Origin of the sequence: Pseudoalteromonas sp. SR44-5, from assembly GCF_014163675.1 — a bacterium.
Classification (GTDB): domain Bacteria; phylum Pseudomonadota; class Gammaproteobacteria; order Enterobacterales; family Alteromonadaceae; genus Pseudoalteromonas; species Pseudoalteromonas rhizosphaerae.
The window spans coordinates 47936-61736 of the sequence record NZ_JACJDT010000013.1; the positions used below are offsets into that span (position 1 = coordinate 47936).

The window sequence follows — 13801 nt, forward strand, 5'->3', positions numbered from 1 at the left end:
ACGCTAAGCGGAGTAAGCTGTGAGCGAAAATACCTTAATCGTCCGTCAACTTGGTAAACAGCGTTACATGCCAATTTGGCAACAAATGCAAAACTATACTGATGTTCGAACTGAGCATGATGCGGATGAAATATGGCTCGTTGAACATGAGCCAGTATTTACGCAAGGCCAAGCAGGTAAAGATGAACACCTACTTGCACCTGGAGATATAGAAGTGATCAAGGTTGACCGAGGTGGTCAAGTAACCTATCACGGACCGGGCCAGCAAATGATGTACGTATTATTTAACTTACGTCGCTTGAAAATTGGCGTACGAGAATTGGTCACATGGCTTGAAGAGTGTATTATCGATACACTCAATGATTACGGTATTAAAGCCTACGCAAAAGCAGATGCCCCGGGGGTTTATGTTAACGATAGCAAAATAGCATCATTAGGACTTCGTGTTCGCCGTGGCTGCTCTTTTCATGGTCTAGCATTGAATGTAAACATGGACATGAGCCCGTTTTTACGTATCAACCCATGTGGTTACGCCGGTATGAACATGGTGCAAACAACCGACTTGAACGGCCCAGAAAACCTTGCGCAAGCAGGTGCTGGGCTCGTAAAACATATGATTAAAAAACTTAATGCGACACAGGTTAAGTATACTGAAGGGTTTGAAAACGAATGAATAAACCAGTCAAGATGGAACCAGGGGTAAAACTACGCGACGCTGAAAAAATGGCGTTGATCCCAGTAAAAGTATTACCCACTGAAAAAAACGAAATGTTACGCAAGCCAGAGTGGCTAAAAATTCGCTTACCTAAATCAACTGAGCGGATCGACGGCATTAAACAAGCCATGCGTAAGCACGGACTGCATTCAGTGTGTGAAGAAGCCTCTTGCCCTAACTTATCAGAATGCTTTAATCACGGTACAGCAACTTTTATGATTTTAGGCGCAATTTGTACTCGTCGTTGCCCATTTTGTGATGTTGCCCATGGCCGTCCGTTAACACCAGACGCCGCAGAGCCAGAGAAGTTGGCTCTTACTATTCGCGATATGAAGTTAAGCTATGTGGTGATCACCTCTGTGGATCGTGATGATTTACGTGATGGCGGCGCACAACATTTTGCTGATTGTATTCGTGAAATTCGTAAGTATAACCCAAAAATCACCATCGAAATTTTAGTGCCTGATTTTCGTGGCCGTATGGACCGAGCACTTGAGATCCTAATCGAAACGCCACCAGATGTATTCAATCATAACCTTGAAACTGCGCCGCGTTTATATAAACTTGCGCGCCCAGGTGCTGACTACAAATGGTCATTAGAATTACTGCGTCGCTTTAAAGAAGCACACCCTGAAGTGAAAACTAAATCAGGTCTAATGGTTGGTCTTGGCGAAGAAATTAGCGAAATCGAAGAAGTACTGCGTGATTTACGCGCGCATAATGTCGATATGCTAACGGTTGGCCAATACCTACAGCCATCAAAGCATCACTTACCTGTAAAACGCTACGTGCCACCAGCAGAGTTTGACGCGCTTAAAGAGTACGCTGATGAAATTGGCTTTACTCATGCCGCATCAGGCCCATTTGTTCGTTCAAGCTACCATGCTGATCAACAAGCTGCGGGTAAAGAAGTGAAGTAATCATTTTTACAGAATTGAAAAAGCCGTTAGTAATGGATTAAATCACTAACGGCTTTTTTGTTATATTAATGGTCTTACCTTTCATGCTAAACCCTTAAAGTTAATTTTAAGAGCATTTCTTCTTAGTTGTTGTAAAAATTTTTAGCATATATTTTTCAACGTTTATTTTCGTTTCGAAGCATTGCTTCTCAATTGTGCTGAAACATTATCGTTCAACTTAAGCCAATTTGTTTCATAATCCCACGTTGCTTTAAACTCTTCGCTACTCCTTGAGCTTTCTAACATTTCTCTAAAATCAAAGACGTCCGCAAAATTACTTTCATTTACGTCATAATTACCCCAGCCTCTAGGCTCCATCTTAATATACTTTAAATAATTAGACTTAAAATCATTAACGGCAGTGACTAGCTCTTCATTACTATTTAGTTTTTCTGCAATGATTGCCTTTTCATCATCATTAAGAGAACCCGTTACTGTAAGCTCACCTGACTCATTGATAGAAATACCCCAACTTTTATTTGCTAAAGAAGGCTGTTCACTCCTTAATTCAGCCATAACGCTATCATAGGGTGAAAGCATCTTCTCAACTGCTTTAGGGACATCACCACCAGGCATATACAAATGAACTGTAGCGACTCCAATATCATACATAACCTCTTCAATAGGTCTTAATATATTGGCATCTTTATTTACAGGCTTATAGTATGTTGCATCAGGCTCTTTAAACTGCCCTTTATGATAGATGTCCTTCGCTAGGCGCTCCATTTCACTTTTTAATTGCTCTTTACTATTCACTGGCGTGTTGATTTCGACCACCGAACTGTTTGAAGTAGGTTGCAATAGTGGATATGTATCTTTCGAGTTAACTTGCATATTACGTCCTTGTTTTTTTTATAGCTAAGTTGTTATCGGCTAACTATTCTTATGCTTTAACTATTCCCCCCCAAAAAAGGAACCTACTTTATTCTTTGGCTATCAGCCAAAAACTATTTTTGCGGTTTGTAATTAATCATTAGGTCAAACGGCTTTTCCTTGAGACAATCACCCCTGTTATTTTTAAAACATGGTTCTTTATGAAACTATTAGTTAGAAACTTATCACGCACTATCACTGAACATGAAATCCGCGTACTTTTTACTGAACACGGTAAAGTAGCCGATTGTAATTTAGTACTAGATAAAGAAACCGGCCAATCGAAAGGCTTTGCCTTTGTAGAAATGCCAAACGATGCAGAAGCTGCTGTAGCAATAAAAGCATTGAATCAAAGTACTGTTGATAAAAGCAAGATCCGCGTAAAGAAAGCTGACGCTTAAACGTGTTATTTTGTTGCAAAAGGCCAGCACTCTTCGCTGGCTTTTAGCTTTTTTTCACACAACTTCTGCGCCAGTCCCTTTCACCCAACGAAATTTAATTCAGCCCCTAAATCATAGTACCCAAAATCAACTAATTGTATTTTATAAAAATATCTGCGCTTCATGGCAAAAAACTAGACAGCAAAACCGACACCCCATATAGTCACAGTATGTATCCTTAAAAACCTGCAATTATGACTCCTCTTTTTAAATCGCTCAGTGTAACTTTATTATTGGGCTTAACTGGCTGTTCAGAGCCTGCTCAAGAACAAACGACGCTTGACAATACAACCAGTGTAAATTTAAGCAATATTAAACAACATATTAAAACCCTTGCCTCAGACGAATTTGAAGGACGCGGTCCATTAACGCGCGGTGAAGTAAAAACTGTGGGTTACTTAAGTGACCAATACCAAGCGCTTGGATTAACTGGTGCATATAATGATAAGTTTTTACAGCCGGTAAAAATGGCGATGGTAACCGCTGATCAAAACATGCAATTAAAAATTGGCGACTTGAGCTTTACCGCTGGTAAAGATTTTACGGCGCGAACGAAGCAATTACAGCCACTTATTGATGTTCGTGATTCAGAGGTAGTATTTGTTGGTTATGGCATTAATGCGCCCGAGTATAATTGGAATGATTATAAGAATATTGATGTAACGGGTAAAACGGTTGTTGTGTTAGTAAATGATCCTGGGTTTGCTACGCAAAACGATGCGCTATTTACCGGCAACGCTATGACCTACTACGGTCGCTGGACTTACAAATACGAAGAAGCCGCTCGCCAAGGCGCAGCCGCAGTATTTATTGTGCACGAAACAGCGCCAGCTGCATATCCTTGGGGCGTAGTTGAAAGCTCAAATACAGGCACAAAATATACCTTGATGGATAACAACCTAAACGCATCAGAACTACCGGTTATGGGTTGGCTAACACTTGATGCAACCGAGCAGCTATTTAAATCAGCAAACTTGAGCTATCAACAATTAAAGCAACAAGCACTTAACGACGACTTTAAAGCTACTGCGCTTAATTTAACAGCAAACCTTGCATTTAAAAACGAAGTGTCACACGCTAAATCACACAATGTTGTTGCAAAATTAACGGGCAGTGAAGCGCCTGATGAATATATTGTGGTCAGCGCACATTGGGATCATTTTGGCACTAAGCAAACTGATAGCGGGCCAAAAATTTATAATGGTGCAGTTGATAATGCCTCAGGCAGTGCTGCCACAATTGAAATCGCTCGTATATTAAGTAACATGCATAAACAAAAACCGTTTAAGCGCTCGATTATTTTTGCAAACTTTACCGCCGAAGAAACAGGGTTAATTGGCTCAGAGCAATTTGCCAGTGGCGAACTTATCCCTACCAAGCAGATGGTCGCTCTGTTAAATATTGATGGTATGAATGTGCTAGATGGCACCGATTACATACTGCAATACGGCAAAGGCTTATCACAAATGGAAGACTACCTTAGCAAAGCCGCAAGCAAACAAGGCCGTCATGTAAAAATGGATCCCGTGCCACAAAACGGCCTATTCTTCCGATCAGATCACTTCTCACTAGCTAAACAAGGCGTACCTGGTTTACTGTTTATGAGTTTAGGTGATACAGATCCAGATTATATTGCTCATAAATACCATAAAGAAGCTGATGATTACTCTGCTCAGTGGTCATTAGGTGGTGTAAAACAAGACATCGAGTTAATTGTTGATATCGCATCACAACTGGCAAACAACGGTGATTGGCCAAAATGGCAAGCAGATTCAGATTTTAAAACTCGTCGCGCCCAAGACCGCGCAGAATAAATTAAGTTGAGTTGGGGTAGGCATTCATCGCCTACCCCATTTTTATTAATGCCCTTTCTTATTGCGTTGTGCGCTCAATAATAAGGTTTCGGCTTTTGCCCCTAAATACACATAAATAGCCAACGCAATCAATAGCCCTACAACCGCCAACATCATATAAATTGCCGGTAATAAATACTGCGACTGCCCCAGCGCTGCCTTAAACATCGTTAATAACGCTTCAATAGACACTGCAATTAAAATAGTAGAAATAAACCGTGTGATAGTGCGCCGCGTTGAACTGTGCCTAAAGATATCTTTATGCATTAAAATTTCTTCTTCGAGAATTGTTTTACCTAAATCAAATATTGCTAACGCGAGGGTGATAAAAATGATGATCGTAAACGGTTCGAGCGGATCATTTTCTATAGAGCGGACAAACAGTAAGCTATAAATATCACCAAACACCCGACCAAGTAAAAATAACACTAAGATAAATAAGCAACTGACAATAATGCCATAACCCGCTTTAAAAAATGGCGTCATCGTGGCGCGAGTACGATCCCCCATAATAAATTCGATTAATTGCGTTAAACATACATCAATCACTAAATAGCGATTTTCGCCATATGAAGCATGTAACGATTTTATTGCTGAAATACATAAGTGATTGGTCGCGATCGAAATATAGGGCGGCGTAAAACGAGTATGTTGCTGCTGTTGGATACCTTGAAAATACGGCCGTTCACTCAAATCCTGTGAATCGCCATGATTATTTAAGGTTTTCATATACTGACGTTTAAAGCAGACATTGTTACCTAGCTGCACGCCATTTTTATCTAGACAGTATTGTAATTCTAAAAATGGGTATTGAGCGATTAAGTAACGATTATCTTGTTGTTTTTTAACACCGTCTTCTAAGCTTGCTAGCACTGAGTCAAGTAAGTCGTGGATCACGGTTTGATATTCTTGGTAACGTTCGACGCTACTGATATAACTCATTCTTGCCATGTGTTTGCTCCTAACTGCATTATTAAAAGTAATAGCAATTACGGAACCAACTTTACAAAAACTTATAAATCAACTGGTTGCATTATCTGAAGAAGAGAAAAGATCCATTTCGCACCAACCGGGTGCAAAATAAACTGCTGGACTTACTTTTTTGCAAGCACAAAAAATGGGCTACTTAGCCCATTCTTTCATTAAATCAATTACTTTTAAATTTCATCATCAGAGTCTTGCACTTGACGTTGTGCAGCTCTAGCAATGATTTCAACATAAAACGACTCTAAGCCTTGTTTTTCAATTTCGCTGATTGAGTTGCTAATTTCAGCAACGTGCACCACTTGGGCATCTTCAGCTGTGTTACCAAATTTACAATCAAATGCCCAGTAATCAGCATCAATTGGCAACGTTTTGTTACGCTCTCTTTTCAAATACTTTTTTACTTCATGCTTTGCAGCATCTACCATGCGAGGGTATTTGATTTTCTCGTGATTCAGCGTGAATGTTTTCTTCATTACGTTCCTAATTACCTTGATTTAATGATGATGGCAATAATACCAAGTAAATTGGAAATGCCATTTGGGGTCATTATAGCAATTGCATTTAGTTTGTGGATGCTTTTTTTACACTAAAATAAATAAAATATTTTTACCGATAATTATTACAGCTTAATATCACGCTTGGGCAAGGTGTAAGGGTTGATGAAGATCTGCATTATTAAGGCTATCGTAAAATGCAGCCGCATCCATTTGCGGATGATCCAGCTGTGTTTCTTTATCTAAATGACGCTTTCGCACGACTAGTTCGCAATTATCAATCACCATTAGTGGAATATGGTTTTTATCATCTCTGATCACTAATGGTTCCGGCGCAAGGCACGAGCGTAAACGAATATCTGCCATGCTGCCTTGTTGTAATAGCTGTGCATTATGTTGGCCAATGAGCATATCAAATTCATCTGGAGCCAATGCTTGCTCAGGCCCTGCCCCTAATTGTTCACGTAATTGCGCTTCAGTTGGTGTTGAAGCATGTGCATCAAATGGGGTTTTAGGGAGATGAAATTGACTAAAATCTAACACGTCATGAGAAAGCATTGCCAATAATAATGCAAACTCGCCACGACGGTGTTCTGAGACACTTTTGGCAAGACGATTGTTAAGTTGACTCTCTGTGATTAACAAATCATCGATTTGCATAGACTTTAGCCGATTGCAGTTAGTAATAGATATTTATCGGCTTTATTTAATATTTCTTTAGCTTTTTTCTTTACTTAAATGCTCACTTTGCTATTATCAGCGCCGTTGCATTGGAGGGGTTCCCGAGCGGCCAAAGGGATCAGACTGTAAATCTGACGGCTCAGCCTTCGCTGGTTCGAATCCAGCTCCCTCCACCACTTTTCTTACCGCTAAGTTAAGTGCGGCCAAATGCGACAAAATTAGTGTGGAGGGGTTCCCGAGCGGCCAAAGGGATCAGACTGTAAATCTGACGGCTCAGCCTTCGCTGGTTCGAATCCAGCTCCCTCCACCACTTTTCTTATCTATCAGCAAAACTTCATTCTTCGAACTTCATTCTTCGAACTTTATTCTCGGTAACTTTATCCTCGGTAACTTTATCCTCGCTAACTTGATTCTCGCTAACTCATTCGACTACCCATTGTAAACTCGCACCGTGTTGCTTTAACCATTTTGTTGCTTGCTTATAATCAGGATAAAACTCACTGACGCGCTGCCAAAATGCGGCACTGTGATTTAAATATTTCAAGTGAGCTAGTTCATGCACAATCACATAATCAATAATACTCTGCGGCGCACTGGCTAATAACAAATTAAAGGTCAATTCTCGTCGTCGATTACAACTGCCCCAACGACGCTTATAAGTATGAATGCGAATACTGCTAGGTAAAGTCTCTGCCATTTGTAGGCAATAAGCATGTACACGCATTTCAATATAATTTTCTAATTGCTCATGTAAAAAACTTTCGAGCAAGGTTTGGTACATTGGCTGCTGATGCTTAACCCGTCCAGAAAGATTTAGCTGTAACACATCTCCCTGCTGATTTTTTACTAGCTGCCATGCGCTGCGCGAGCTGACACCATAAGTCAGTATCACAGGTTGTGAAAAAACCAGTACGCGATTATCTTGTAATGGGTATTGGCGAGTATCAAGCATTTGACTTTGCTTGTTAATTTGCGCATTGATCCAGTCAGTTTTACTTAGCAGCCAGCTTTCAAGTTCCTTTTTAGCAACCCCAACAGGCGCATAAACTGTGACACTTTGTTGCTGGACTTTGATAGCGACAGTTTTGCGGCGGCGACTACGTTTTAATGTATATTCAAACAAACCTAACTCTTGTAATTGACCGACAGTCATTAAACTAATTAACAGGTCACTATAATACCTTGCAAAATAACTGCTAATCTATATCTAAGTAGAATTAAATAAAGCGATATCAAACATGCCTGATAAGCCTTGTTGTCGTTATACCTCTCCCGATGGCCATCATTGTCAAGAAACAGACATGGGTTCAGGTTTTTGTTTTTGGCATGATGCCAAATTTGATAAGTCAGGCTTAGATCTGACCCAAAAATTAGAGCGCTATGCAAAAAAGGGAGGATTATTACAGGGATTGCAATTAAAACGCGCTAACCTTAATGGGCTTAATTTGATAAAACAAGATGATGAGGATGGCTTTGATTTATCTTACAGTAATTTTTATCGTGCAACGCTCACCAACGCTCATCTGTTTAATAATAAAATAGCCCACAGTTCACTGATGAAAGCCAACTTGCACGAAGCAAGCCTGCATTACTGCAACCTACAAGATACAAATTTATTGGGTATAAAACTAAACAACACCCGTATTGATAACATTGAGCTAGGCGCTGAACTATTACAGGAAAAACAAGCTAAAGCAGCGCTTAAACATACAGATAAAAGCGCAGCCCTTGACTTATTTGAACAATCAGAAGAAATATTTCGCAATTTACGTAAAGCATCAGAACAACAAGGCTTATTTGAACTGGCGGGTAATTTCACGTACAAAGAACTGCGGATGCGTCACGCACAATATCCACGGGGTTCAAAAAAACGATTAGCCTCGAGCTGTATTGATATGTTGTGCGGGTATGGTGAAAAGCCTGAAAATGTGATCCGTTTTAGTTTGTCACTGATCATCTGCTGCGCCCTGTGTTATTTTATTTTTGGGGTGATGGATGCTGGTCGTATTATGCAGTTCAATCCGGCGGCAACATTAAGTGATAATTTATTAGCCCTACTTAATAGCTTCTATTTTAGCGTGGTTACTTTTACAACCTTAGGATATGGCGATATTACTCCGGTTGGTTTCTCCCGATTCGTTGCTGCAGTTGAAGCGTTTTGCGGGAGTTTCTCTCTGGCATTATTCGTAGTCGTATTTGTCAAACGTATGACCCGATAATTACCGATTACTTTATCTGCGAAAATAAATAGTTCAGCTAAATACCTGCTATAAAACTGGTTATAAATGATGCTATCATTGCGCACAATGAAACTTAGCGAATTGATTTTAAAAAGTTTTTGATTTTGTTAAATTTTGCAGCTAAATATGTAAACAAATAACAGGCATTTGCGCAAAATTAATTAATTGTCTTAACATATATTTCAGGTGATATTAGTTATTACTGAAATAACAGTGTATTGAGCCGTTATGCTTACCGCTTTTTTTATTACCGATCACGATCCGAGCCTTCTTATTAATGGTGTTTATGACCCATTTTTAGTCGCTCTGTCTGTTTTAACGGCTATTTTCTCTGCATTTTTTGCAACTTACATGATCGATCTGGCCAAAGAAACACGCTTCAAAAGTTATCAAAAATTAGCCAACTCAACGGCTTCCTTGGTACTTTCTGGCGGTATTTGGAGTATGCATTTTATTGGTATGTTGGCATTTTCACTGTGTACAAATATCAGCTACGACCCAACACTCACCTTTTTATCTTTCATTCCAGCATTTTTAGCCTGCCTAACTGGCGTGTCATTATTAGTAAAAAATAACGCCACTATTTTCAGTTTAATACTGCCCTCGGTACTACTCGGCGCAGGTATCGGCACTATGCATTACAGTGGTATGGCAGCAATGGAATTGAGCCCGCTGCTACGCTACGATCCATTGATGTTTGGGTTGTCAATTATCGTTGCCGTTGTACTGGCGTTTATATCTTTATATGCTCGCTTTAATATTAAAAAGCACCTCCCAACACTAAATTCTTTGCAGACGCGGTTGATCAGCGCAATCATTTTGGGTTTTGCTGTTGCAGGTATGCATTACATGGGAATGGCGGCAACACGGTTTGTTGCAACCTCGCCATTAATTGGTAATGACAGCGCCAGCTCAGAGCTTACATTTGTTGCTATTAGCGTAGTGTTCGCCACCATTATTCTAACCGCGATAGTTGCTATCATTAACGGTATGGTACGCTATCGCATGTTACTTGAAGAAAAAACAGGGAATGAATCTCGCTTAGAGGCTATTTTATCGACCGCTATAGATGGCATAGTAACAATTAACAATCGCGGTATTATCTTAAGCTTTAATAACGCTGCAGAGAATATTTTCGGCTGGCATAGCACTGATGTAAAGGGTAAAAACATAAAAATGCTGATGGCAGATGACATCGCAGCCGAGCATGATGAATATCTATTAAAGGCACATCACATCGATTTAGGTAAAGTTATTGGCGTCAATCGTGATGTTCTTGCTAAACATAAACAAGGTCACCTATTTCCTATTCGCTTAGGTATTGGTGAAGCAAACCAGCCAGGACAAGAGTCAATATTTGTTGGCTTTATTACTGACTTGACTGAGCAACGCAAACTACAACAAAACCTCATAGCGAAAGAACAACAATACCGCTCGCTGATGAATAATATGCCTGGCGTGGTATTTCGCTGCCAGTTGGATAAAAGCTGGAGCATGATTTTTATTAGCCCTAGCATTAATGAAGTAACTGGCTATGTGCCATCGGAATTTATTAATCAGCATATTCAGTTTAGTGATTTGATTTTTAAAGATGATAACAAACGCATCAATAAATCGGTCGAGCAAGCGATCGCTGCTAAATCGCAATACTCAATTGAATACCGACTACGTCATCGAAGTGGCAAGCTAATTTGGGTGCTTGAGAAAGGTAGCTTTGAGTTCAACAAGCAAGGTGAAGCGATTTGGATCGACGGCGTTATTATCGATATTAGTGAACGTCGTGAATACGAAGATAAATTAAAGTTGGCGAAAATAGCCGCCGAAGATGCAGCTCAAGCCAAACAGTCATTTATGGCGAATATGAGTCACGAAATTCGCACACCGATGAATTCGATTATTGGCTTTAGTGATTTATTGATGGATACCCCACTTGATCAAGACCAACAAAAGCACTTAATTATCGTAAATAATGCGGCTCGCTCGCTGTTACGGCTATTAAATGAAATATTGGATTCTGCAAAACTTGAAAAAGGTAAGCTGACCATTGAATTAGTGCATTTTAATCTTCAAGCGGTGCTTGATAGTATTATTTCTACATTTTGGTTAGAAGCAAAAAAGAAAGATCTAGAACTAACACTTACCATCAAAGAGTCTGTTCACCCTACTTATTACGGTGATCCAGACCGAATTCGCCAAGTTTTAACAAATTTAATTGGTAATGCAGTTAAGTTTACAGCTCAGGGCTCAGTGAATGTCACTGTCAGTACGACACAAAATAATTACTTATTTTTTGAAGTACAAGATACCGGTATTGGTATTGCTAAAGATCGTCTTAAAGCGGTATTTCAGCCTTTTGAACAAGCTGACGGGACTACTACACGTCGTTTTGGTGGCACTGGACTTGGTACTACTATCAGTAAGCAACTCGTTGAGCTGATGGGTGGCATAATCAACGTAGTCAGTGAAGAAGATAAAGGCAGCTGCTTTTATTTTTCATTGCCTTTAGAGGTCGGTGATGAAACCCAAGTCAATTACTTTGATAAGTTGTATACGCAATTACCTAAGCTGCGCATTTTAGTCGTTGATGACATAGCACAAAATGTTGAGCTACTACAGTTATTATTGTCGCGAGATCAGCATACGATTAGCTCTGCAAGCAACGGCTTAGAAGCGATCGCTATTTTTGAAAAACAAGATTTTGATGTCATTTTAATGGATATCCATATGCCTGAATGTGACGGTATTGCCGCGACCGAAAAAATTCGTGAAATTGAGCAACAACGACAGCTAAAAAAGACTCCGATCATTGCGCTCACCGCCAGTGTCTTACAGCAAGATAAATTAACGGCTAAAAAAGCGGGTATGAATGGCTTCGCCAATAAGCCTGTTGATATCAATCAATTGAATCAAGAGATTGCGCAAGTGCTTGGCTTTGGTTTAAATATAGAAACGCAAATTGCTCACAGTGATCCCACAGCACAGCATATTGATTTTAAAAAAGGACAGCAACTTTGGGGCAGTAAGTGTAAACAGCTGAGCGAAATACACCGTTTTTTTAAAGAGCAGCAGGCAACATGTGACATTATCTTTAATGATGGACTAAATGCCTTAAAAGATATTAATGGCACATTACATACCCTTAAAGGCTTATCTGGTAATTTAGGTTTACCGACTATGATGGCCCTACTTTCAACCTTAGAAAACAGCCAAGCCCCTGAGCAGCAGGCGCAAATAATTCAGCAATTGCAGATAGAGTTTAATGCGGTCAATGAGTTGTTAGCTAGAAAAACCAGCAGCTGTATAGCAGTGCAAAGCAGCGAAAAAAATACCCAAGTACTATCGCTCAGCGAATTTAAAATACTGTGTGAACAACTGCGTAAAGACGCAGAAAATGCAGAGCTCAATGATGAGTTGTTAGCAACATTAGCAGACAATGCCCCCGCTACTTATCAAAGTGATGTGGATGCATTAATCGAATATTTCGACCAGTTTGACTTTGACAATGCCCAGAGTACTCTTATTGCATTAATAGAGCTGCTCAATCAGGCAGCAAATTTGGAAACACACTGATGGACTTAATAACCGAACGCCCACGAATTCTTATTGTTGATGATGAACCCGCCAACCTTAAAGTCATGCGCGAAGTATTAGGGAATCAATATCGCCTCTCTTTTGCTAAATCGGGTGATGCCGCGCTCGCGTTAGTTGAAAAAGAGCCACCCAAACTCATTCTACTCGATATTATGATGCCAAATATGAGTGGTTTTGAAGTATGTCAGCTGCTTAAACAAAACCCTGCTACTGAGCATATTCCAGTCATTTTTGTGACTGCACTTGCGGATGAAAGTGATGAGTTTAAAGGTTTTGAAATTGGCGCGGTAGATTACATAACCAAGCCTATTAGTCCTGCAATCGTAAGAGCGCGTGTTAAAACTCATTTATCCCTAGTTCAGGCTGAGCAGCTAAAGTTGGCTCACGTTGATTTAGTCCATCGTTTAGGGTGCGCTGCCGAGTATAAAGACACCGATACTGGCGAGCATATTGTGCGCATGAGTAAATACAGTAAAATTTTAGCACTAGCCTATGGAATGACTGAACAACATGCTGAGCTTCTCAAACAAGCAGCACCGATGCATGACATTGGTAAAATCGGCATTCCCGATGCAATCTTGCTTAAACCAGGGAAATTAACAGCCGAAGAATTTGAACACATGAAACAGCATGCCAAAATCGGCGCTAAAATTTTAGCAAACTCGTCATCGCCGTTATTGCAGCTCGCCTATATACTTGCGATGGAGCATCATGAAAAATGGGATGGATCAGGTTATCCAAACGGTCTTAAAGGTGAGGAAATTTCGATTGAAGGACGTATTGTGGCAATCGCCGATGTATTCGATGCACTTACCTCTAAACGTCCCTATAAGCAAGCTTGGAGCGTTGATGAAGCCATAAGTCATATGCGCGAGCAAGCTGGTAAACACTTTGATCCTCAGCTTATCGCACTATTTGAAGGCCAGCTAGATGCTGTTTTAGCAGTGTACTCTGCCTACCTAAGCTAA

The 13801-nt window shown here is 40.1% G+C and carries 12 protein-coding genes and 2 tRNA genes; 9 read left to right on the forward strand and 5 right to left on the reverse strand.

The window, feature by feature from the left end; all coding sequences use genetic code 11:
* Positions 1-19 precede the first annotated feature (19 nt).
* A complete protein-coding gene (gene lipB, locus H5154_RS09530; RefSeq protein WP_145240535.1) occupies positions 20-673 on the forward strand; it encodes a lipoyl(octanoyl) transferase LipB in 654 nt (217 codons plus the stop codon).
* Entirely contained in the window at positions 670-1635 is a 966-nt protein-coding gene (gene lipA, locus H5154_RS09535) for a lipoyl synthase (RefSeq protein ID WP_145240533.1), read from the forward strand. Before lipB ends, lipA begins: the two co-directional genes overlap by 4 nt.
* Positions 1636-1797: 162 nt before the next feature.
* On the opposite strand, the gene H5154_RS09540 is transcribed toward lipA, so the two are convergent.
* Positions 1798-2508 carry a hypothetical protein gene (locus H5154_RS09540; protein WP_182718131.1) on the reverse strand — a complete coding sequence of 237 codons (711 nt, stop codon included), beginning with the start codon at positions 2506-2508 and terminating at the stop codon, positions 1798-1800.
* Positions 2509-2708: 200 nt separating this feature from the next.
* Here H5154_RS09540 and H5154_RS09545 point away from each other — a divergent pair, with 200 nt between their 5' ends.
* Both H5154_RS09545 and H5154_RS09550 read left to right on the forward strand, forming a co-directional pair.
* Entirely contained in the window at positions 2709-2948 is a 240-nt protein-coding gene (locus tag H5154_RS09545) for an RNA-binding protein (protein ID WP_145241401.1), read from the forward strand.
* A 233-nt stretch (positions 2949-3181) separates the two neighbouring features.
* Positions 3182-4801 carry a M28 family metallopeptidase gene (locus H5154_RS09550; protein ID WP_182718132.1) on the forward strand — a complete coding sequence of 540 codons (1620 nt, stop codon included), beginning with the start codon at positions 3182-3184 and terminating at the stop codon, positions 4799-4801.
* 45 nt (positions 4802-4846) lie between these two features.
* On the opposite strand, the gene H5154_RS09555 is transcribed toward H5154_RS09550, so the two are convergent.
* The 3 genes from H5154_RS09555 to H5154_RS09565 all read right to left on the reverse strand — a co-directional run bounded on the left by H5154_RS09555 (position 4847) and on the right by H5154_RS09565 (position 6981).
* Positions 4847-5791 (reverse strand): general glycosylation pathway protein, encoded by a 945-nt coding sequence (locus tag H5154_RS09555; protein ID WP_182718133.1) that lies wholly within the window; start codon positions 5789-5791, stop codon positions 4847-4849.
* Between the two features lie 206 nt (positions 5792-5997).
* Positions 5998-6300, reverse strand: a complete 303-nt coding sequence (locus tag H5154_RS09560; RefSeq protein ID WP_145241408.1) for a DUF6172 family protein — start codon at positions 6298-6300, stop codon at positions 5998-6000.
* Between the two features lie 159 nt (positions 6301-6459).
* Complete coding sequence (locus H5154_RS09565) at positions 6460-6981, reverse strand: VC2046/SO_2500 family protein (RefSeq protein ID WP_182718134.1); 522 nt, start codon at positions 6979-6981, stop codon at positions 6460-6462.
* Positions 6982-7093: 112 nt separating this feature from the next.
* On the opposite strand from H5154_RS09565, the gene H5154_RS09570 reads away from it, so the two are divergent.
* Together H5154_RS09570 and H5154_RS09575 are read left to right on the forward strand one after the other, a co-directional pair.
* A tRNA-Tyr gene (locus H5154_RS09570) sits at positions 7094-7178 on the forward strand.
* Between the two features lie 49 nt (positions 7179-7227).
* A tRNA-Tyr gene (locus H5154_RS09575) sits at positions 7228-7312 on the forward strand.
* A 111-nt stretch (positions 7313-7423) separates the two neighbouring features.
* On the opposite strand, the gene H5154_RS09580 is transcribed toward H5154_RS09575, so the two are convergent.
* Positions 7424-8155 (reverse strand): M48 family metallopeptidase, encoded by a 732-nt coding sequence (locus tag H5154_RS09580; RefSeq protein WP_182718135.1) that lies wholly within the window; start codon positions 8153-8155, stop codon positions 7424-7426.
* Positions 8156-8240: 85 nt separating this feature from the next.
* On the opposite strand from H5154_RS09580, the gene H5154_RS09585 reads away from it, so the two are divergent.
* The 3 genes from H5154_RS09585 (at position 8241) to H5154_RS09595 (ending at position 13801) form a co-directional block, all read left to right on the forward strand.
* The gene (locus H5154_RS09585) at positions 8241-9221 is read left to right on the forward strand and encodes an ion channel (RefSeq protein ID WP_145241414.1); all 981 of its coding nucleotides are present in this window, start codon (positions 8241-8243) and stop codon (positions 9219-9221) included.
* Between the two features lie 249 nt (positions 9222-9470).
* Positions 9471-12812 carry an MHYT domain-containing protein gene (locus H5154_RS09590; protein ID WP_182718136.1) on the forward strand — a complete coding sequence of 1114 codons (3342 nt, stop codon included), beginning with the start codon at positions 9471-9473 and terminating at the stop codon, positions 12810-12812.
* Positions 12812-13801, forward strand: a complete 990-nt coding sequence (locus H5154_RS09595) for a two-component system response regulator (RefSeq protein WP_182718137.1) — start codon at positions 12812-12814, stop codon at positions 13799-13801. Before H5154_RS09590 ends, H5154_RS09595 begins: the two co-directional genes overlap by 1 nt.

Coding starts and splice junctions, on each gene's coding strand:
- lipA (WP_145240533.1), top strand. CDS start 670: ATGAATAAACCAGTCAAGATGGAACCAGGGGTAAAACTACGCGACGCT.
- H5154_RS09540 (WP_182718131.1), bottom strand. CDS start 2,508: ATGCAAGTTAACTCGAAAGATACATATCCACTATTGCAACCTACTTCA.
- H5154_RS09545 (WP_145241401.1), top strand. CDS start 2,709: ATGAAACTATTAGTTAGAAACTTATCACGCACTATCACTGAACATGAA.
- H5154_RS09550 (WP_182718132.1), top strand. CDS start 3,182: ATGACTCCTCTTTTTAAATCGCTCAGTGTAACTTTATTATTGGGCTTA.
- H5154_RS09555 (WP_182718133.1), bottom strand. CDS start 5,791: ATGGCAAGAATGAGTTATATCAGTAGCGTCGAACGTTACCAAGAATAT.
- H5154_RS09560 (WP_145241408.1), bottom strand. CDS start 6,300: ATGAAGAAAACATTCACGCTGAATCACGAGAAAATCAAATACCCTCGC.
- H5154_RS09565 (WP_182718134.1), bottom strand. CDS start 6,981: ATGCAAATCGATGATTTGTTAATCACAGAGAGTCAACTTAACAATCGT.
- H5154_RS09580 (WP_182718135.1), bottom strand. CDS start 8,155: ATGACTGTCGGTCAATTACAAGAGTTAGGTTTGTTTGAATATACATTA.
- H5154_RS09585 (WP_145241414.1), top strand. CDS start 8,241: ATGCCTGATAAGCCTTGTTGTCGTTATACCTCTCCCGATGGCCATCAT.
- H5154_RS09590 (WP_182718136.1), top strand. CDS start 9,471: ATGCTTACCGCTTTTTTTATTACCGATCACGATCCGAGCCTTCTTATT.
- H5154_RS09595 (WP_182718137.1), top strand. CDS start 12,812: ATGGACTTAATAACCGAACGCCCACGAATTCTTATTGTTGATGATGAA.